Origin of the sequence: Mycobacterium heckeshornense (assembly GCF_016592155.1) — a bacterium.
GTDB lineage: Bacteria > Actinomycetota > Actinomycetes > Mycobacteriales > Mycobacteriaceae > Mycobacterium > Mycobacterium heckeshornense.
Genome location: NZ_AP024237.1, coordinates 3568377 through 3587474, shown reverse-complemented (window position 1 = coordinate 3587474; position 19098 = coordinate 3568377). Strand labels below are relative to the sequence as shown.

17 protein-coding genes and 1 pseudogene are annotated in these 19098 nt (G+C 67.9%); 11 read left to right on the top strand and 7 right to left on the bottom strand.

What is annotated here, in order from left to right; genetic code table 11:
• Positions 1 to 13 precede the first annotated feature (13 nt).
• The gene (locus MHEC_RS17285; RefSeq protein ID WP_048890838.1) at positions 14 to 1345 is read right to left on the bottom strand and encodes a PQQ-binding-like beta-propeller repeat protein; all 1332 of its coding nucleotides are present in this window, start codon (positions 1343 to 1345) and stop codon (positions 14 to 16) included.
• Between the two features lie 255 nt (positions 1346 to 1600).
• Between MHEC_RS17285 and MHEC_RS17280 the strand changes: the two genes are divergently transcribed.
• On the top strand, positions 1601 to 2338 hold the full coding sequence (locus MHEC_RS17280) for an acyltransferase (protein ID WP_048890837.1): 738 nt from the start codon (positions 1601 to 1603) through the stop codon (positions 2336 to 2338).
• Here MHEC_RS17280 and MHEC_RS17275 read toward each other — a convergent pair.
• From MHEC_RS17275 to MHEC_RS17265, 3 genes are all read right to left on the bottom strand, one after another.
• Positions 2335 to 3579, bottom strand: coding sequence for a glycosyltransferase family 4 protein (locus MHEC_RS17275; RefSeq protein WP_048890899.1), 1245 nt, complete (start codon positions 3577 to 3579; stop codon positions 2335 to 2337). The two genes, MHEC_RS17280 and MHEC_RS17275, sit on opposite strands and share 4 nt — an antisense overlap.
• Positions 3580 to 3649: 70 nt before the next feature.
• A complete protein-coding gene (locus MHEC_RS17270) occupies positions 3650 to 5227 on the bottom strand; it encodes a 1,4-alpha-glucan branching protein domain-containing protein (protein WP_048890836.1) in 1578 nt (525 codons plus the stop codon).
• A gap of 52 nt (positions 5228 to 5279) precedes the next feature.
• Positions 5280 to 6071, bottom strand: a complete 792-nt coding sequence (locus MHEC_RS17265; RefSeq protein ID WP_048890835.1) for a class I SAM-dependent methyltransferase — start codon at positions 6069 to 6071, stop codon at positions 5280 to 5282.
• A gap of 234 nt (positions 6072 to 6305) precedes the next feature.
• Between MHEC_RS17265 and MHEC_RS17260 the strand changes: the two genes are divergently transcribed.
• From MHEC_RS17260 to mnmA, 4 genes are all read left to right on the top strand, one after another.
• Positions 6306 to 7106 carry an electron transfer flavoprotein subunit beta/FixA family protein gene (locus MHEC_RS17260; RefSeq protein ID WP_048890834.1) on the top strand — a complete coding sequence of 267 codons (801 nt, stop codon included), beginning with the start codon at positions 6306 to 6308 and terminating at the stop codon, positions 7104 to 7106.
• Positions 7107 to 7139: 33 nt separating this feature from the next.
• Positions 7140 to 8096 (top strand): electron transfer flavoprotein subunit alpha/FixB family protein, encoded by a 957-nt coding sequence (locus MHEC_RS17255; RefSeq protein ID WP_048890833.1) that lies wholly within the window; start codon positions 7140 to 7142, stop codon positions 8094 to 8096.
• A 104-nt stretch (positions 8097 to 8200) separates the two neighbouring features.
• A complete protein-coding gene (locus tag MHEC_RS17250) occupies positions 8201 to 9379 on the top strand; it encodes a cysteine desulfurase family protein (protein ID WP_048890832.1) in 1179 nt (392 codons plus the stop codon).
• A complete protein-coding gene (gene mnmA / locus MHEC_RS17245; RefSeq protein ID WP_048890831.1) occupies positions 9376 to 10449 on the top strand; it encodes a tRNA 2-thiouridine(34) synthase MnmA in 1074 nt (357 codons plus the stop codon). The genes MHEC_RS17250 and mnmA overlap by 4 nt, the downstream gene beginning before the upstream one ends.
• 67 nt (positions 10450 to 10516) lie before the next feature.
• Here the strand turns inward: mnmA and MHEC_RS17240 are convergent, their stop codons facing one another.
• Positions 10517 to 11140: a sensor domain-containing protein gene (locus MHEC_RS17240; RefSeq protein WP_048890830.1), complete on the bottom strand. Its 624-nt coding sequence runs from the start codon at positions 11138 to 11140 to the stop codon at positions 10517 to 10519.
• Between the two features lie 55 nt (positions 11141 to 11195).
• On the opposite strand from MHEC_RS17240, the gene MHEC_RS17235 reads away from it, so the two are divergent.
• The 3 genes and pseudogenes from MHEC_RS17235 to ligA all read left to right on the top strand — a co-directional run bounded on the left by MHEC_RS17235 (position 11196) and on the right by ligA (position 14608).
• Entirely contained in the window at positions 11196 to 12212 is a 1017-nt protein-coding gene (locus MHEC_RS17235) for a uroporphyrinogen decarboxylase/cobalamine-independent methonine synthase family protein (protein ID WP_048890829.1), read from the top strand.
• Between the two features lie 48 nt (positions 12213 to 12260).
• A pseudogene (locus tag MHEC_RS17230) lies at positions 12261 to 12485 on the top strand (ArsR/SmtB family transcription factor); the annotation flags it as partial.
• Between the two features lie 38 nt (positions 12486 to 12523).
• Positions 12524 to 14608: an NAD-dependent DNA ligase LigA gene (gene ligA / locus MHEC_RS17225; RefSeq protein ID WP_048890828.1), complete on the top strand. Its 2085-nt coding sequence runs from the start codon at positions 12524 to 12526 to the stop codon at positions 14606 to 14608.
• Between the two features lie 16 nt (positions 14609 to 14624).
• Here ligA and MHEC_RS17220 read toward each other — a convergent pair whose 3' ends face one another.
• A complete protein-coding gene (locus MHEC_RS17220) occupies positions 14625 to 15845 on the bottom strand; it encodes a cytochrome P450 (RefSeq protein WP_082169817.1) in 1221 nt (406 codons plus the stop codon).
• Positions 15846 to 15892: 47 nt separating this feature from the next.
• Between MHEC_RS17220 and MHEC_RS17215 the strand changes: the two genes are divergently transcribed.
• Complete coding sequence (locus tag MHEC_RS17215) at positions 15893 to 16465, top strand: TetR/AcrR family transcriptional regulator (protein ID WP_048890827.1); 573 nt, start codon at positions 15893 to 15895, stop codon at positions 16463 to 16465.
• Positions 16466 to 16483: 18 nt separating this feature from the next.
• Here the strand turns inward: MHEC_RS17215 and MHEC_RS17210 are convergent, their stop codons facing one another.
• A complete protein-coding gene (locus tag MHEC_RS17210; RefSeq protein ID WP_099869389.1) occupies positions 16484 to 17143 on the bottom strand; it encodes an ACT domain-containing protein in 660 nt (219 codons plus the stop codon).
• 99 nt (positions 17144 to 17242) lie between these two features.
• Here MHEC_RS17210 and gatC point away from each other — a divergent pair, with 99 nt between their 5' ends.
• Positions 17243 to 17542, top strand: coding sequence for an Asp-tRNA(Asn)/Glu-tRNA(Gln) amidotransferase subunit GatC (gene gatC / locus MHEC_RS17205; RefSeq protein WP_048890826.1), 300 nt, complete (start codon positions 17243 to 17245; stop codon positions 17540 to 17542).
• Positions 17539 to 19023, top strand: coding sequence for an Asp-tRNA(Asn)/Glu-tRNA(Gln) amidotransferase subunit GatA (gatA, locus tag MHEC_RS17200; protein ID WP_048890825.1), 1485 nt, complete (start codon positions 17539 to 17541; stop codon positions 19021 to 19023). Before gatC ends, gatA begins: the two co-directional genes overlap by 4 nt.
• The last annotated feature ends 75 nt before the right edge of the window (positions 19024 to 19098 follow it).

Sequence of the window (19098 nt, the reverse complement as noted above, 5' to 3'; positions counted from 1 at the left end):
GGATTGTTTCGGGTTATTTCGGCGCGAAGCTGTAGACCTGGCCGGCGCTGGTCGCGGCAACCACGCGCCGATCGTGGCCGACCGACACGCCCACCGGATATCCGGTGGCGTGCGGCAGCGGATAGCTGTTGATTGTGTGGCCGTTGGCCGAATCGAAGACCAGCAACGACAGGCCTGCCGCACCCGGGCCGGGCGCCCCGCTGGCCACCGTGTAGCCGACGCCGTCGCCGGCCAGGCTCGACGACGACAGCGGGTTGATGTCGTCGCGGCGCCACAGGGGCTGGGCGTGGTCGCCGGCGTCCCTGAAGGCGGCCAACCGGGTATCGGGCCCGCCGCCGGAGACGATCAGCCCACCGGGCGATACCGCCGGCGGTGTCTGGGCCAGAAAGTGCAGTGGTACAGACCATTTCGGCTTACCGTCAGCGGCGTTGAGCGCCCACAGGTGCTCGTCGCGGCCGTTGACGTACACGGTCGACCCGTCGGCCGACAACACCGGGCTGGCCAGCACACCGGCACCGACCGCGTCGCTGGCCCATTCGCGGGTCAGCAGCGGATTCTGCCCCCGGTGATATTTCAACGCCACCAGTCCCGCGGCGTTGGCGCCCGGCTGCCACACGCCGATCACCACCATCCCGCTGGACGCCGCGAAGGCCGGTGCCCCCGCGACCGGACAGCCCGGCCGGGCTGGGGCGCAGTCGGACAGTCCGCGCACCGAATCGGTCGGATCCACGCCGTCGACCAGATCCAGCGGGCTGCCCGCCACGGTGCCGCGGTGTGCGTCGAACACGACGACCTGACCCAGATGGGTGACGACGAGAAGTCGACCCTCGTCGAGAATTCTTGGCGTCGAAGGCATCCCGATCACCGGTGCCCGCCAGCGGGTCCATTGCGTTGGCGGGAACGACAGGATCGCTCCGGGCTGTCCGACGTAAACATTGTCGAAGCCGTCAAATAGCGGGCCGGCAAAGCCACCGCCCTGAACCAGCCGGACGCACCAACGTTGTCGGCCGTTGTCGTTGTTCTCCCATTCCATCAGCGAACAGCCGCTTGGGGTTTGCGCATTTAGTACCAGCCAGCCACGGCTGCTGAGCGCCGGTCCCGCCGCCAGGGTGCCCTTGACCGAGCGGGTCCAGCGCAGTGCCAAGTCGGTGGCCCCGGCGGTCGACGTGTAGCTGCTGTTCGACGCGTCGCCGTAGGGCGCTGGCCAGCCCTGGGCCGGCGCCGCGTTCACCCACGAGTCGGTATTGCCGCACCCGGCCAACGTGATCGCCGCTAGCGCTGCCGCGGCCGCCTTGTTGCGCCGAGTGTGCGGGTTATGGCGAAAAATGTCGCTATTTGCCTCCATAGCCCGCACACTCGGCGTACGGCGGCGGGGGAGTCGCCCGAACACGGTGCCGAGAGTAGCGTGCGCCACTTCGCAGGTGCCCGGCTCCTCCTCGGGACACTGTGTGTCCCGCATCGTCGTCGGGCTGCGTCTGATTGCCCGGCTCCTCCTCGGGACACTGTGTGTCCCGCATCGTCGTCGGGCTGCGTCTGATTGCCCGGCTCCTCCTCGGGACACTGTGTGTCCCGCATCGTCGTCGGGCTAGGCTTTCCGGCCATGACGAGCATGTGGGGCGCACCGCTGCATCGCCGTTGGCGCGGATCGAGGTTGCGCGACCCCCGCCAGGCCAAATTCCTGACGCTGGCATCGCTGAAGTGGGTGCTGGCCAATCGGGCCTACACCCCGTGGTATCTGGTGCGGTACTGGCGGTTGCTGAAGTTCAAGCTGGCCAACCCGCACATCATCACCCGCGGCATGGTCTTCCTCGGTAAGGATGTGGAGATTCACTGCACGCCTGAACTGGCGCAACTGGAGATCGGGCGCTGGGTCCACATCGGCGACAAGAACACGATCCGCGCGCACGAGGGCTCGCTGCGATTCGGCGACAAGGTGGTGCTCGGCCGCGACAACGTTATCAACACCTACCTCGACATCGAGCTCGGCGACTCGGTTCTGATGTCCGATTGGTGCTACATCTGTGATTTCGACCACCGGATGGACGACATCAACACGCCGATCAAAGACCAGGGCATCGTCAAAACACCGGTGCGGATCGGGCCGGACACCTGGATCGCAACCAAGGTGACCGTGCTGCGGGGGACCACCATCGGCCGGGGCTGTGTGCTGGGATCGCATGCCGTGGTGAAGGGCAACATCCCGGACTACTCGATCGCCGTCGGGGCGCCTGCCAAGGTGGTCAAAAACCGGCGATTGGCCTGGGAGGCGTCGGCCGCTCAGCGTGCCGAGCTCGCTGCGGCATTGGCCGATATCGAGCGCAAGAAGGCCGCGCGTTAGCGGTCCGGCAGTGCGTGTTCGACGATGGGCAACCGCGGAAGGGGTTGGCGTTCACGGCGTTTGGCGGCCAGGTACACCTGCGTGGTTTGCTGGGCGACGGTGTGCCAATCGAAATCCGAAGTAAGTCGCTGCCGAGCGGCCCGGGCGCGCCGCTGCGCGGCGTCGGGATCGTCGAGCACGGCCCGCACCGCGGCGGCCAGTCTCGCGACGTCGCGCGGTGGGCAGGACAACCCGGTCTGTCCGTCGATCACCGCCTCACCCAGGCCGCCGATGTTGGAGGTGACCAGCGGTGTGCCGGCCGCTGCCGCCTCCAGCGCCGCGAGCCCGAACGGTTCATAGTGGCTGGGCAGCACGGCGGCGTCGGCGCGGTGCAGCGCCGCCAGTAGCTCGTCGTGGTCGAGGTGCCCGACGAAGTTGACCGCCTTGAGCACCCGGTGTTTACGGGCCTGCTCGACTAGCCAATCCTGCTGGGTGCCATCGCCGGCGATGGTCAACGTGGTGCCGGCGTGGCTGCGCCGGATTCGCGGCAATGCTGCGATGAGGTCGTGTACACCTTTCTCGTATTCCAGCCTGCCCACATACAGCAGCTCCGGCGGCCCGGTGCGCGGACGACGTGCCGCGAACGGCCAGCGGTCGGCGTCAATCCCGTTGCGGATCACCGTTATTTCGGCGAGCCCAGGACCGAAGAGCTCGGTGATCTCCTCGCGCATTGACGCCGAACAGGTGATCAGCGAATCGGATTCGCGCACCAGCCAGGATTCGATCGCGTGCACCTGACGGCTGAGCGCACCGGACACCCATCCGGAGTGCCGGCCGGCCTCCGTCGCGTGGATAGTGGAAACCATTGGCACGTCATAGAATTCGGACAGCGCGATAGCCGGGTGGGCGACCAGCCAGTCGTGCGCGTGCACGACGTCGGGGCGCCAGGCCCGGGTGGTGCCCGGCTTCTTCAACGAAAGCCCGGCACGGATCATGGCGTGTCCCATCGCCAGTGTCCAGGCCATCATGTCGGCACCGAAGGTGAATTCGTGCGGATCCTGCGCCGCCGCGACAACGCGCACGCCCTCGCTGATCTCGTCGGACGATGGGTGCGTGGTCGGGTCGGTACCGGTGGGACGGCGGGACAGCACGACGACGTCATGGCCCGCAGCGGCCAGCGCGGTCGACAAGTGGTGGACGTGCTTGCCCAGCCCGCCGACCACCACCGGCGGGTATTCCCAGGACACCATCAGGACTTTCACTCGGCTGCCCGCTCTCTGCGGGAACGGGCGCAAGATGTTGGGTGCGCCCGCTCGCGACGGCAAATGGACGTCATCGTGGCAGCCTTCGTGCATCCAGCGCGCCGAACAGCCCGTCGGCGCGGTTCCAGCCGTCGGCCAGCCGCTGGGCGGTCTCGCGCCGCCCCGACGCCAACGCGCCGGCGATCTCGCGGGTCGCGTGCGCATGCAGGTGGGCCCGGTAGCGCGCATAGTCGGCGGCAGAGTCCTTGCTCACCATGAACGGCCAGTCGCTGGACACCGTGAGCAGTGTCTCCCGCAGGATCTGGTCGGCGATGTGATCGCGCGGCGTCGGGCCGTCCAACGACGCCGTCTGGGCCAATGCCTTATCCACCGTCGTCAGTGCGGTGTCGACCACTTCGGCGTTGAGCTGCACCAGATCGGCCACCTTCTCACCGGCCCAGACTTGCCAGTCTTTGCCCGAACCCCACGAGCTGGGCGGTAATTTGACCGCCGAGCCGACCAACCCGTCGGCGATCGCGTCAGAGAGTGTGCCGACCCGCACCCCTGCTGCGGGCAATGCGCGCAGCACTCGCTGCAGCCATGTCGGTCCCTCATACCACCAGTGGCCGAACAGTTCGGTGTCGAAAGCCGCGACGACGTGCGCCGGGCGGCCGATCCGCTCGGTTTCGCTGAACAGTCGGCGGCAGACAACGTCGACGAAGTCGGCGACGTGGGTATCGACAGTGCGGTCGGCGCGCTCGGGATCGTAGGGCGCCTTGGCGTCCGACGGGACGTTGCGGCCGGTCACCCGGGCGGGCTTGAGCCCGGTGAGGTGGTCGTAGGTGTGAAAGTCGCGATAGGCGGCGTGGCCGGGGTAACCAGACTTCGGCGACCACACCCGGTAGCTGACCCGCAGGTCGCGGCCGAACGCGACCACGCTGGTATCGCCGACCGGGCGGCCCAGGGCGGTATCGCCGTGCAGTGACGGGCCGTCGACCATGAAGTGGCTTACCCCGGCGGCGGCATAGTCGTGTTCCATCCCTGGGGCGTATGCGCATTCGGGCGCCCAGATCCCCGCGGGGGTGTGCGCCAATCGCTGCTGGGCGTCGGCTAATCCTTCCCGCAGCGCGAATTCGCGCAGTCTCGGATGCAGCAGCGGCTGGAAGGGATGTGCGAGCGGGCCGCCGAGCAGTTCGACCGTGCCGGCGTCGATCAGGGCGCGCAGCAGCGGGCTGGCGCCGTGGCGCCACCGGGTGGCGAAGTCGTCGAGGGCCCGATCGGCTTCGGCGCACTCGCGAATCCCTAAGGCGCGTAAGGCTTTCGGTGAACACGCCGTCACCGGTTCTGACTGTGCGCCTGGTCGCAGGCTAGCGGCCTCTGCCGCGCGCAGTCGCCAGTTCGCCAGCCAGTGGTGCATGCCGTCGAGGCAGTACGGATCGTCGAGCTGGGCGGCAACCACCGGCGTTATCCCGAGTGTGACCAGCCGGTGGCGGTCCTCCTCGGCCAGCGCGCGCAATACCCGCAGCACTGGCAGGTAGGCCGCCGCCCATGACTGGTAGAGCCATTCCTCGCCGACCGGCCAGCGGCCGTGGTGGGCCAGCCACGGCAGATGCGTGTGCAGCACCAGGGTGAACAAACCCGGCACCCGGTTGGCGGCGGTCTGGTTCATGGGCGCAACTCCTCAATCCCGGCTACGCCGGCATCATCGTCGCTGACGCGGCTCACGCCCGCACCGCGATCGCGACCAAGTCGAGGCTGTCGTCGATGTCGCGGTCGGTCGCCTCGATGATCTCGAAGTCGGCCGTGGTGACCGCGGCGACATCGGCCAACAGGTCAGCCGGCCAGGGCGCATCGGCCAGCGCCCGGGCAATCTGGGCGTCGATGATCGACCCGCCGTGCCGGACGTCCATTTCCCGCAGCCGCGGCCCATGGAATACGCCGCTGATGTTCACCGCCACGAATCCGTTGTCGACCAGGAGCGTGGTGAGCTCGGCGGCATCGAGTTCGCGGGTGTGAAACGGGTTGAGTGGGCTGTCACGGCCCGGTGAAAAGGTGATCCGGTTGGGGGTAGACACCATCAGCAGTCCCGCCGGGCGCAGCACCCGGGCGCACTCGCGGACAAACCGCGGCTGGTCCCACAGGTGTTCGACCACCTGAAAGCTGACCACCGCGTCCACCGAGTCGTCGGCCAGCGGCAGCTCGGTCAGGTTGGCGTGCAGCGCCTGGACCCGCGGATAGCGGGCACAAACATGGGCCACCGCGGCATGGTCGTAGTCGATGGCGATGACCCGGCGCGCCACGCGGGCGATCAGGTTGGCGCCGTAGCCCTCCCCGCACCCGGCTTCTAGCACGTCGCGGCCAGCACACCGGTGGACCAGCTGCTGGTAGACGACCTCATGGCGGCGGAACCAGTAGTTCTCCTGCTCCAGGCCCGGTACGGTGCGTTCACCGGTCAGCGCCAACGTGGCCGGCGGCGCCGCGCTGACACAGCGAGGATTCTCGATGGCGTTCATTGCAAGGCAGGCTATCCTGAAGCGCCCCGTCGGCCCACCTTGACAAGACGCTGGGCACCGCGCCGTGGGAGGGGAGGAGCCGAACATTCGGCTTAGCACGACCCGCTATGGTGTGAGAGCGAAACCGTACACAAGCTACCAGCCAGTAACACGCGGGTGTGGCCGCGCACCAACGTAACCAAGGTCTTGCCGCCCACGGCTGCAGGACTCCGTCAAGGAGGACGAACCACAGTTATGACGAACATCGTGGTCCTGATCAAGCAGGTCCCAGACACTTGGTCGGAGCGCAGGCTCCGCGACGACGACTTCACCCTGGACCGCGAGTCGGCCGACGCCGTGCTGGACGAAATCAACGAGCGCGCCGTCGAGGAGGCGTTGCTGATCCGGGAGAAAGAAGCCGCCGACGGCATCGAAGGCTCGGTGACGGTGCTGACCGCGGGCCCAGAGCGGGCCACCGAAGCCATCCGCAAGGCGCTGTCGATGGGTGCCGACAAGGCGGTGCACCTGCTCGACGAGGGGATGCATGGTTCGGATGTCATCCAGACGGCGTGGGCATTGGCCCGCGCGTTGGGCACCATCGAGGGCACCGAGCTGGTGATCGCCGGTAACGAGTCCACCGATGGAACCGCTGGCGCAGTGCCGGCAATCATCGCCGAATACCTCGGCTTGCCGCAGTTGACCCACTTGCGCAAGGTGTCGGTCGAAGGAGGCAAGATCATCGGCGAGCGCGAAACCGACGAGGGCGTGTTCACCCTCGAGGCCCCGTTGCCGGCGGTGATCAGCGTGAACGAGAAGATCAATGAGCCCCGCTTCCCGTCCTTCAAGGGCATCATGGCCGCGAAGAAGAAGGAAGTGACCAAGCTGACGCTGGCCGAGATCGGCGTGGAATCCGACGAAGTAGGCCTGGCCAACGCCGGCTCGACGGTTCTGGCGTCAAACCCCAAGCCGCCCAAGACCGCCGGCGAGAAGGTCGCCGACGAGGGTGACGGCGGCACCAAGATTGCCGAGTACCTGGTCGCTCAAAAACTGATCTAAGACCCCTTCGACACTGAAAGACACGCGAAATCCATGGCTGAAGTACTGGTGCTCGCCGAGCACGCTGAAGGTGCGCTGAAAAAGGTCACCGCGGAACTGCTCACCGCCGCTCGTCGGCTGGGCGAACCCGCCGCCGTCGTCGTCGGTACGCCCGGCACGGCCGCGCCGCTGATCGACGGGCTGAAGGCCGCCGGCGCTGAGAAGATCTATGTCGCCGAATCCGACGTCGTCGAGCAGTACCTGATCACCCCGCAGGTCGACGTGCTGGCCAATCTGGCTGAATCGTCTGCTCCGGCAGCGGTGCTGCTGGCGGCCAGCGCCGACGGCAAGGAGATCGCCGGTCGGCTGGCCGCGCGGATCGGCTCGGGTCTGCTGGTCGACGTGGTCGATGTCCAACCCGGCGTCAAGGCACTGCATTCGATCTTTGGTGGCGCATTCACCGTCGAGGCCCAAGCCAGCGGCGACACCCCGGTGATCACCGTGCGAGCCGGGGCGATCGAAGCCGAACCGGCCCAAGGCGCTGGCGAACAGGTCACCGTGGAAGTGCCCGCGCCCGCGGAGAACGCGGCGAAAGTCACCGCCCGCCAACCTGCCGTCGCCGGCGATCGTCCGGAGCTCACCGAGGCTGCCATCGTGGTGTCCGGCGGGCGTGGCGTGGGTAGCGCGGAGAACTTCCGCGTGGTCGAGGAGCTGGCCGACTCGCTCGGGGCGGCGGTCGGCGCGTCCCGCGCCGCGGTCGATTCCGGCTACTACCCTGGCCAGTTTCAAGTGGGCCAGACCGGAAAGACGGTGTCGCCGCAGCTCTACATCGCGTTGGGGATTTCCGGGGCGATTCAGCACCGCGCCGGGATGCAGACCTCCAAGACGATCGTCGCGGTCAACAAGGACGAGGAAGCGCCGATCTTCGAAATCGCCGACTACGGGGTGGTCGGCGACCTGTTCAAGGTGGCCCCGCAGCTGACCGAGGCGATCAAGGCCCGCAAGGGGTAGCTGCCCTTCGTGTGACTAGCCGCTCAAGCCCCCATTTCGTGCCGAAATGAGGGGCTTTTGCGCCTGCTCGGCCCCCTCACACCGGCCGGTATCCTGGGCGAGTCATGGTGTATCTCGATCACGCCGCCACCACCCCGATGTATCCCGCCGCCGTCGAGGCAATGACGGCTGTGCTGGCCACCGTCGGCAATGCTTCGTCGCTGCACACTGCCGGCCGCACGGCACGCCGGCGGATGGAGGAATCGCGCGAGCTGATCGCCGGCAAGCTGGGCGCTCGACCGTCGGAGGTGATCTTCACCGCGGGCGGCACCGAAAGCGACAACCTGGCCGTCAAGGGCATTTACTGGGCTCGCCGCGACGCGCAGCCCCGCCATCGTCGCATCGTCACCACCGCGGTCGAACATCACGCCGTGCTGGACTCGGTGGCCTGGCTCGCCGAACACGAAGGTGCCGAAGTGACTTGGCTGCCGGTTGCCGCCGACGGATCGGTGTCGCCGGCCGCCCTGCGCGACGCTCTCGACGGCTACGACGACGTGGCCCTGGTGTCGGTGATGTGGGCCAACAACGAGGTCGGCACGATCATGCCGATCGCCGAACTGGCTGCCATCGCAGCCGAATTCGACGTGCCCATGCACAGCGATGCCATTCAGGCGGTGGGTCAGCTGCAGGTCGACTTCGCCGCCAGCGGGCTGTCAGCGATGAGTGTGGCCGCACATAAGTTCGGCGGTCCGCCCGGGGTAGGGGCGTTGGTGTTGCGCCGCGACGTCAGCTGCGTACCCCTGTCGCACGGCGGCGGCCAAGAACGTGACATCCGCTCCGGCACACCGGATGTCGCTGGCGCTGTCGCGATGGCGACGGCGGCACAGATCGCGGTCGACGAGCTGGAGGCCAACAGCGCACGGCTTCGCGTGCTGCGAGACCGGCTCATCGACGGCGTCCTCGCCGGGGTCGACGGCGCCCGGCTCAACGGCCCGAGGGAAGCCAGGCTACCTGGTAACGCGCACTTCACGTTTGACGGCTGCGAGGGCGATGCACTGCTGATGTTGTTGGACGCCAACGGAATCGAATGCTCGACTGGCTCCGCATGTACCGCAGGTGTGGCGCAGCCGTCACATGTGCTGCTCGCGATGGGCGCCGACGCGGCCAGTGCACGCGGCTCGCTGCGACTGTCCTTGGGACACACCAGCGTCGACGCCGACGTGGACGCGGCGTTGCGAGTGCTGCCGGGCGCGGTGTCCCGCGCGCGGCAGGCCGCCCTGGCAGCGGCGGGGGTGTCGCGGTGAGAGTCCTCGCCGCGATGAGCGGTGGCGTCGACTCATCGGTGGCCGCTGCCCGGATGGTCGACGCCGGTCACGACGTGGTCGGCGTGCACCTGGCGCTTTCGCAAGCACCCGGCACGCTGCGCACCGGCGCACGCGGCTGTTGCTCCAAGGAAGACGCCGGCGATGCCCGCCGGGTCGCCGACGTGCTCGGAATCCCGTTCTACGTATGGGATTTCGCGGAGAAGTTCAGAGAAGACGTGATCGACGATTTCGTGTCCTCCTACGCCCGCGGGGAAACGCCGAATCCCTGTGTGCGGTGCAACCAGCGGATCAAGTTTTCCGCGCTGTCAGCGCGTGCGCTCGCCTTGGGATTTGACGCCGTGGCCACCGGTCACTACGCGCGGCTGTGCGGAGGGAAGCTGCGCCGCGCGGTCGACCGGGACAAGGACCAGTCCTACGTATTGGCGGTGCTCACCGCCGATCAGCTGCGGCACGCCGCGTTCCCGGTCGGTGACACGCCCAAACCGCAGATCCGCGCCGAGGCTGCCCGCCGTGGCCTGGCGGTCGCGGAAAAGCCGGACAGTCACGACATCTGCTTCATCCCGTCCGGGAACACGCGCACGTTCCTCGGCGAGCGTATCGGTGTGCGCCGCGGAACCGTCGTCGATGCGCAGGGCACCGTGCTGGCCGAGCACGACGGTGTGCACGGCTTCACGATCGGGCAGCGCAAAGGGCTGGGCATCGCCGGTCCCGGCCCCGACGGTCGAGCCCGCTACGTGACCGCGATCGACGCCGACACCGCCACTGTGCGGGTGGGTGGTGCCGGCGACCTCGACGTATGGACGCTGACCGGGCGCGACCCGGTGTTCACCGCCGGCACACCGCCGTCGGAGCCCGTCGAGTGCGTGGTTCAGATTCGTGCGCACGGCGACACTGTTCCTGCCACAGCAGAATTAGACGACGGCACGCTTGTGGTTCGGCTGCATACCCCGCTGCGGGCCGCTGCCCGCGGACAGACGCTGGTCCTGTACCGGCCAGATCCCGATGGTGACGAGGTGATCGGCAGCGCGACGATCGCCGCCACCTCGTAAGCCCTCGCCGAGCGTGAAGCCATTGCGAAACTCTGGCCAGTTTCTCGCAACAGGTTCACATTCGATGCTAACCAGGCACTTTCGCCGTGATGTTAGTCATCACGATGTCGGGCACCGATTCGGGGAAACCGCAATAGGTCACTTCCAGCAAAACCATCGATTTGACCCGGTAGTCACGGCCGCACTCGCCGGGCCTGGTGCGCAGCGAGTCTTCGTCGGCGCTGTGCTCGCCCACCAAAAGCCGGCCCGCCGACGTGGCCGCGCAATCGTCCACGCTGGCCACCAGCGTGTCGAAGCTGCGGCGCGCGGCGCCGGCGTCGCGGTACCCGGCGGCGCCTTCGGAGATCAGCGCGCCTTTCGGCGGGGCCTGAAACGTCGTCTTGTGGAACTGCTCGACATCAGGTCCAAATGCGGCGGTGTCGGCGTAAACGAACCGGCACGGCGCGGGCACTGTCGCGGCCAGCGAGTCCAGGTCCACCAGCTGCTTGCCGTCCATCGACGGGATGATCGTCAGGTCGTTGCCGGCGCCGGTAATCGCGCGCATCCGCGACTGGTCCAACAGAATGGCGTCGACGTCGACGCCGGACGGACCACCCAGGGGTCCGGATGCCGGGACGGCTGCGCCCTCCACCACACGGGTGCATGCTGCGGCCAGCAACGCCACAGCGCACACCAGCAGCGGCCGCGACATAGTCCAGTCCTTCCCTGCTGCGAGCGTAGTCGCAGGGCGCCAGTACGGTTGGGCGATGAGCGTTTTCGCAACGGCCACCGGCAACGGCTCCTGGCCGGGCGGCTCAGCGCGTGAAGCCGCCGAGGTCGTCGTCGGTGAGCTGGCCGACGCGATGGCCCACATTGTCGAGCTGCCTGCGCGCGGCGTGGGCGCCGACATGATCGGGCGTGCGGGCGCGCTGCTGATCGACGTGGCGATCGACACGGTGCCGCGCGGCTACCGGATCGCCGCCCGGCCCGGCGCGGTGATGCGCAGGGCGGCCAGCCTGCTCGACGAGGATATCGATGCGCTGGAAGAAGCGTGGGAGAACGCCGGCCTGCGGGGCAGCGGTCGCCCAGTCAAGGTGCAGGCGCCGGGACCGGTGACCTTGGCGGCCGAATTGGAGCTTGCCAACGGACACCGGGCGATCACCGACCACGGCGCCGTGCGCGACCTGGCCGCGTCCCTGGCCGAGGGTGTGGCCGCCCATCGGGCGGCGGTATCCCGGCGGCTCGATACACCGGTCCTGGTGCAGTTCGACGAGCCGTCGCTACCGGCCGCCCTGGCCGGGCAGCTGACCGGCGTGACCGCGTTGACCCCGGTGGACCCGATCGATGAGGCACTGGCTACCGCAGCGCTCGACACCTGTGTCGCAGCGGCCGGCGCTGAGGTGCTGCTGCATAGCTGCGCGTCGTCATTGCCGTGGAACCTCTTGCACACCAGCAATTTTCACGCAGTATCCGTCGACGCCAGGACTGCGCGGCAAACCGCGGACCTCGACGGTATCGCGGAATTCGTCGAATCGGGGCGCACCGTGATGCTCGGCGTCGTGCCTGCCAGCGCCCCGGCCCAGCGACCGTCGGTAGAAGAAATCGCCGCCGCCACCGTCGCGATCACCGACCTGCTCGGTTTCGCCCGCTCGCAGGTGCGCGATCGCGTCGGGATCACCCCGGCGTGCGGCCTGGCCGGCGCGACGCCGGAATGGGCCCGCACCGCGATCGGGCTGGCCCGGCGGGCCGCGGAGGCGTTTGCCGAAGACCCCGACGCGATCTAGCCGAAGCCGAGGCGCAACCAAAAGGTCGCGTATCGTCGCCAGGGGTGCTCGACTTCTCAAGTCAGCCAAGCTATTCCGGTCACCAGGCAGGCTGCGACCAAACACTTGCAGCTGCTTGAGGTGGCCGGCCTGGTCAGCAGCAGCCGGCGTGGACGCGAACGCATCTGGACCGTGCGCACCGAACCGCTGGCGGAAGCCAGTGACTATCTGACCACGTTGTCGCGTCGCTGGGACACCGCGATCGACCGGCTGCGGGCATACGTCGAGCAGTGACGACCGCCCTCGTCGGAGCCCTCGGATAACCTGCGACTGTGAGCTCGGCAGAGGTTGACCAGGTCGCACCGGAGGTTCGGCGGCAGTGGCAGGAACTCGCCGACGAGGTCCGCGAACACCAGTTCCGCTATTACGTGCGCGACGCGCCGATCATCTCCGACGCGGAGTTCGACGAGCTCTTCGCCCGGCTGGTCGCGCTCGAGGAGCAATACCCCGAGCTGCGCAAACCCGACTCACCCACCCAGCTGGTGGGCGGTGCAGGGTTCGCCACCGACTTTATGCCGGCCGAACACCTCGAGCGCATGCTGTCCCTGGACAACGCGTTCAATCAGGAGGAACTCGCCGCCTGGGCCGCCCGGATCCGGGCCGAGGTCGGCGACGAGGCGCACTATCTCTGCGAACTCAAGATCGACGGAGTGGCGCTGTCGCTGGTGTATCGCGACGGCCGCCTGACGAGGGCGGCCACCCGGGGGGATGGCCGTACGGGTGAGGATGTGACGCTCAACGCCCGCACGATCGACGACGTGCCCGAGCGACTCAGGGCCAGTGACGAATTCCCGATACCGGCAGTACTCGAGGTGCGCGGGGAAGTCTTCTTCCGGCTAGCCGACTTCGAGGCGCTCAACGCCGCTTTGGTTGCCGACGGAAAATCGCCGTTCGCCAACCCGCGCAACAGCGCCGCCGGATCGCTGCGGCAAAAAGACCCTGCGGTGACCGCGCGGCGCAGACTGCGGATGATCTGCCACGGGGTAGGACACACCGAAGGCTTTAGCCCGCAAACCTTGCACGAGGCGTACCTGGCGCTGGCGGCCTGGGGTCTACCGGTCTCGGAGCACACCACGCTCGTCGACGACATGGCCGGCGTGCAGGAGCAAATCGATTACTGGGGCGAGCACCGCCACGACATCGACCATGAAATCGACGGGGTCGTCGTCAAAGTTGACGAAGTCGCGCTGCAGCGCAGGCTGGGCTCGACGTCGCGGGCCCCGCGTTGGGCCATCGCCTACAAGTACCCGCCCGAAGAGGCGCAGACCAAACTGCTGGACATCCGGGTCAATGTCGGCCGTACCGGGCGAGTTACACCGTTCGCCTTCATGGAGCCGGTAAAGGTCGCCGGCTCCACGGTCGGGCTGGCCACCCTGCACAACGCGTCGGAGGTCAAGCGAAAGGGTGTGCTCATCGGGGACACGGTGGTGATCCGCAAGGCCGGTGATGTGATCCCTGAGGTGCTGGGACCCGTCGTCGACCTACGCGACGGCACCGAACGCGAATTCGTCATGCCGACAACATGTCCCGAGTGCGGCACCCCGTTGGCGCCGGAAAAAGAAGGCGACGCGGACATTCGCTGCCCCAACGCGCGTTCATGCCCGGCGCAGTTGCGGGAGCGGGTTTTCCACGTTGCGAGCCGCGGTGCGCTGGACATCGAGGGGCTGGGCTACGAGGCGGGCATCGCGCTGCTGCAGGCCAAGGTCATCGATGACGAGGGTGATCTGTTCACCCTCACCGAGGATGACCTGTTGCGCACCGAGCTTTTCCGAACCAAATCCGGTGGGCTCTCGGCCAACGGCAAGCGGCTGCTGGCCAACCTGCGGGAGGCGAAATCCCGTCCGCTGTGGCGGGTGCTGGTGGCGCTGTCGATCCGCCACGTGGGGCCGACGGCGGCGCGGGCGCTGGCCACCGAGTTCGGCAGCCTGGATGCGATCATGGCGGCGTCCACCGAACAGTTGGCCGCGGTCGAGGGTGTCGGGCCGACGATCGCCGAAGCGGTCAAAGAGTGGTTCAGCGTCGACTGGCACCGCGCCATCATCGAGAAGTGGCGGGCCGCGGGAGTGCGGATGGCCGACGAGCGCGACACCAGCGTGCCGCGGACCCTGGAGGGCCTGACGGTTGTCGTGACCGGGTCGCTGACCGGGTTCTCGCGCGACGACGCCAAGGAGGCCATCGTGGCCCGAGGCGGTAAGGCAGCCGGTTCGGTGTCGAAGAAGACCGACTACGTCGTGGCCGGGGATTCGCCCGGGTCGAAATACGACAAGGCCGTCGAGTTAGGTGTGCCCATCCTCGACGAAGAGGGGTTTCGGAAGCTGCTGGAACAGGGGCCGGCCGGTATTCCGGATGCGAAATAACCGCCCCTGGTGTGGTTCACCACGACACGGGCAGTTCGACGAGTCCTCCGGCCAGCACGTCGCTGCGCACGGTCAATGTCGCCGGATCGACCGCCAGATGCATGGACGGAAAACGCGGAAGAAGTTGGGCGAACACAGTTTTCAGCTCGATGCGGGCCAGCGGTGCCCCGATGCAATAACGTGCGCCGTATCCGAAGGTCAGGTGGGGTGCCTGGGTGCGGGCGATGTCGAGCCGCTCCGGGGGACTGAACACCGTCGGGTCGTGATTGGCCGATCCGATGTCAAGCACCACCAGGTCCCCGGCGTGGATCGCCACGCCGTCGATGTCGAAATCTGTGCGGGCATACCGCGGTATGCCGCCGATGCCGCCGCCGAAGGCGGCTGCCCGCAAGAGCTCTTCGACCGCGGCCGGAATCAGGCCCGGGTTGTCGGCGAGCGCCCGCCACTGATCGGCATTCGTCAACAGCAGCAGTGCCCCGAGACCGATCGCCACCACCGTTGTCTCGTGCCCGGCGAACAGCAACGCCATTGACAGCAAGGCCGCTTCGGCGTCGGAGACGCCCGGGGTAAGGCACAGCCGGGAGATGACATCGTCGCCGGGCAGCCCGCGCTTGTGCTCGACCAGCTTCAGGCTATAGCCGAACAGCTCGGCCAGGCCGCGCTGAGAACGCGCATGATCACATACGTTCGCGGTGTCCTGGGTCCAGCCGCGGAACTGGTCACGATCGCAGTAGGGCACGCCCAGCAGCTCGCAAATCACCAGGATCGGCAGCGGCACAGCCAGTTTCGCGTGCAGGTCTGCTGGCGGCCCTTCCCGTGCGAGGTTGTCGAGCAACTCGCCGGTCAGCTCCTCGACTCTGGGGGCCAGCGTCCGCAGATGCCGAGGCGAAAAGTGTGGCTGCAGCAGGGAGCGCATCCGCGCATGGTCGGTTTCTTCGGTGTCGAAGTTGCCGAGCGGTCCGCCGAACAACGCCGACTCCCCGATGCGTGCGGCAGCATCCGGGTTGCGATGCGCGCGGCCCAACCGGTCGTCGTCGAGCAACCCGCGCACCTCGGCATAGCCGGTGACCAGCCATGCCTCGTCGCCCGCCGGTGTGCGGACCCGGTGAATCGGGCTCTGAGACTGCAGTGCGCGTAATTGAGTTGGCAGTTCGAGGGGATCCGTCTGCGGAAAGGGCAGCTGGGCCGGTGTCGACACCGCAACCTCCCGGTCAAGCAGTCTTGTATAAGTACACATATACAAGGTTAGTTGTAGGCTCGTCATTGAACAAGAGGAGGTCATCGGTGACAGTTGCCCAGGCCGAGTCGACTCGCCGGCTACCCCGCGCGCAACGGCGCGAGCAGATCCTCGACGCCGCCACTCGCGCGTTCGCCCGCGGCGGCTTTGTAAAAACCGGGTTGGATGCCATTGCCGCGGAAGCCGGTGTCACGCCGGTGATCCTGTATCGCCACTTCGCCTCGAAGGCCGACCTGTACCGCGAGGTGCTCGAGAGCGGTTACGCGCGGCTGCGCGAGGCCACCGGCCCCGACGACTTCGACGACGGCAGCATCCCCGCGCTCGTGCGCGCGGCCGCGGCAGATCCGGACGCGTTTCGGCTGCTGTTTCGTCATGCCGCCCGCGAACCCGAATTCCGTGACGTCATCGAAGCCTTCCACGAGACTTCGACCGAGATCACCCGCCGCCACCTGGCGCGCATCGATGACGAGCGCTGGCGCAGCTGGGCGGCACACCTGTTGCCGACCCTCACCACAGAGGCCGTCATCGCCTGGCTTGACGCCGGCCAGCCAGACCCCGAGCAGGCGCCGGAGCGCATCCGCCGCATCGTCGATGCCGTGATCGCGGCCGCGGGGCAATGACCGAACGACTGGTCGCGCTCAGCGCAGCATCGTCGTGACGATGCCGGCCAGATAGCCCAACCGCGCCACCTCGGACGGGCGGAATTCCGGTCCGCCGGGCCGGCCCAGCATTACCGCGGTGTGCGGATCGCGCAGCGGTGCCGCCACCAGGGTGGTGTCCAGATCCCGCCACTGCTGCGGCACCCACTCAGCGGTGCCGTCCAATACTTCGGCATGCTCGATGGGCAGCCAGGGCGCCGAGTCCAGCTTCGTTTCCGGTGCACCCGGACTGCCGACCACCACGTCGACCCCGGTGCCGCTGCGGCGCATCACCGTGCACCAGCCCACCCGCAGCACCCGGGGAGCCTCATCGACGAGAACCTTTAGCCGGGAATCGTTGTCGCCGGCCGCGGCGATGTGGTCGAGCAGCTCAAGCTCGCGGTGCGCCTCCAGCAGCCCGGTATGCGGCCGTAGGCTATCCACCCGGATGCCCTTGAGCGCTTCGGCGGCGGTGATCAAGGTGTCCGGCATCGCCCCCGGCGGCAGTTCGACCACCAGGTCGTCGATCGCATACCCGGACGCGCGTTCCACCACGTCGAGCGACAAGATATCGGCCCCGACGGAGCCGAGCGCCACGGCCAGCGAGCCGAGGCTGCCCGGTCGGTCCAGCAACTGGACCCGCAGCAGATATGACGGCACGCGCATCACTGTGACACAGCCATCGGCCGACGGCATTTCGACCGTGCGGGCTGTGGTTGCGTGACGGCGCCGGGAGCCGCGAGGTTAGGCTTTGCGGTCGTGTCCCAGATCTCCCGTGACGAGGTTGCGCACCTGGCCCGGCTGGCCCGGCTGGCGTTGACCGACGACGAGTTGGACAGCTTCGCCGGCCAACTCGACGCCATTCTGACCCACGTCAGCGTGATCCGAGCGGTCGACGTCACCGGGGTCGAAGCGACCGGCAACCCGCTCAAAGACGTCAACGTGACCCGACCGGACGAGATTACGCCGGGCCTGACCCAGCAGGAAGCGCTGGCCCAGGCGCCCGAAGCCATCGACGGCCAATTCGCCGTTCCGAAGATCCTCGGTGAGCCGCAATGACCGACATCGTCCGGCTGGACGCGGCCACGCTGGCCGCCAAACTTGCCGCCAAGGAGTTGTCGTCCACCGAACTTACCCAGGCCTGCCTGGACCAGATCCAGGCAACCGACGAACGGTACAACGCCTTTTTGCACGTGGCCGCCGATCGGGCCTTGGCCGCGGCCGGTGCCGTCGACAAGTTGTTGGCCGCCGGCGAGCCGCTGCCGTCCCCGCTGGCCGGTGTGCCGCTGGCGCTCAAGGACGTGTTCACCACCGTCGACATGCCCACCACGTGCGGATCCAAGATCCTCGAGGGCTGGCGATCCCCGTATGACGCCACCCTGACCGCTCGGCTGCGCGCGGCCGGCATCCCGATCCTGGGCAAGACCAACATGGACGAGTTCGCCATGGGCAGCTCGACCGAGAACTCCGCCTACGGTCCCACCCGCAACCCGTGGAACGTCGAGCGCGTGCCGGGCGGCTCGGGCGGCGGCACGGCGGCGGCGCTGGCCGCGTTCCAGTCGCCGCTGGGCATCGGCACCGACACCGGCGGCTCCATCCGCCAGCCCGCCGCGCTGACCGCCACCGTGGGCGTCAAACCCACCTACGGCACGGTGTCGCGCTACGGGCTGGTGGCCTGCGCGTCGTCGCTGGATCAGGGCGGTCCGTGCGCGCGCACCGTACTGGATACCGCGCTGCTGCACCAGGTGATCGCCGGGCATGACCCGCGTGACTCCACGTCCATCGACGCCCCGGTGCCCGACGTGGTCGGCGCGGCGAAGGCCGGCGCGGACGGCGGTCTGCGCGGGGTGCGCATCGGGGTGGTCCGCCAGCTGCGCAGCGGTGAGGGCTATCAGCCCGGTGTGCTGACGTCGTTTCACGCCGCCGTCGAGCGGTTGACCGCGCTCGGCGCCCAGGTGAGCGAAGTCGACTGCCCGCATTTCGATTACGCGCTGGCCGCCTACTATCTGATCCTGCCGTCGGAGGTGTCGAGCAATCTGGCGCGGTTCGACGCGATGCGCTACGGACTGCGGGTCGGCGACGACGGCACGCACAGCGCCGAAGAGGTGATGGCGTTGACCCGTGCCGCCGGTTTCGGGCCAGAAGTCAAGCGGCGCATCATGATCGGCACCTATGCGCTGTCGGCCGGATACTACGACGCCTACTACAACCAGGCGCAAAAAGTGCGCACCCTGATCGCGCGCGACCTCGACGCGGCGTACCGCAGTGTCGACGTGCTGGTATCGCCGACGACGCCAACCACGGCGTTCCGGCTGGGGGAGAAGGTCAACGATCCGCTGGCGATGTATCTGTTCGACTTGTGCACGCTGCCGCTGAACCTGGCCGGCCACTGCGGGATGTCGGTGCCCTCGGGCTTGTCACCGGACGACGGGCTGCCGGTGGGCTTGCAGATCATGGCTCCGGCACTCGCCGACGACCGGCTCTACCGGGTGGGGGCGGCGTTCGAGGCCGCGCGCGGCCCGCTGCCCAGCGCGATTTAGCGGCGAGCAGACGCAGAGTCGCACAAAAATTGCCCGGCGCGTGCGATTTTGCGTCTGCTCGCCACTGACACGATC

Excerpts from the sequence above, each read along its gene's own strand:
- MHEC_RS17285 (WP_048890838.1), bottom strand. The coding sequence starts at position 1,345 with ATGGAGGCAAATAGCGACATTTTTCGCCATAACCCGCACACTCGGCGC.
- MHEC_RS17280 (WP_048890837.1), top strand. The coding sequence starts at position 1,601 with ATGACGAGCATGTGGGGCGCACCGCTGCATCGCCGTTGGCGCGGATCG.
- MHEC_RS17270 (WP_048890836.1), bottom strand. The coding sequence starts at position 5,227 with ATGAACCAGACCGCCGCCAACCGGGTGCCGGGTTTGTTCACCCTGGTG.
- MHEC_RS17265 (WP_048890835.1), bottom strand. The coding sequence starts at position 6,071 with ATGAACGCCATCGAGAATCCTCGCTGTGTCAGCGCGGCGCCGCCGGCC.
- MHEC_RS17260 (WP_048890834.1), top strand. The coding sequence starts at position 6,306 with ATGACGAACATCGTGGTCCTGATCAAGCAGGTCCCAGACACTTGGTCG.
- MHEC_RS17255 (WP_048890833.1), top strand. The coding sequence starts at position 7,140 with ATGGCTGAAGTACTGGTGCTCGCCGAGCACGCTGAAGGTGCGCTGAAA.
- MHEC_RS17250 (WP_048890832.1), top strand. The coding sequence starts at position 8,201 with ATGGTGTATCTCGATCACGCCGCCACCACCCCGATGTATCCCGCCGCC.
- MHEC_RS17240 (WP_048890830.1), bottom strand. The coding sequence starts at position 11,140 with ATGTCGCGGCCGCTGCTGGTGTGCGCTGTGGCGTTGCTGGCCGCAGCA.
- MHEC_RS17235 (WP_048890829.1), top strand. The coding sequence starts at position 11,196 with ATGAGCGTTTTCGCAACGGCCACCGGCAACGGCTCCTGGCCGGGCGGC.
- MHEC_RS17220 (WP_082169817.1), bottom strand. The coding sequence starts at position 15,845 with ATGTGTACTTATACAAGACTGCTTGACCGGGAGGTTGCGGTGTCGACA.
- gatA (WP_048890825.1), top strand. The coding sequence starts at position 17,539 with ATGACCGACATCGTCCGGCTGGACGCGGCCACGCTGGCCGCCAAACTT.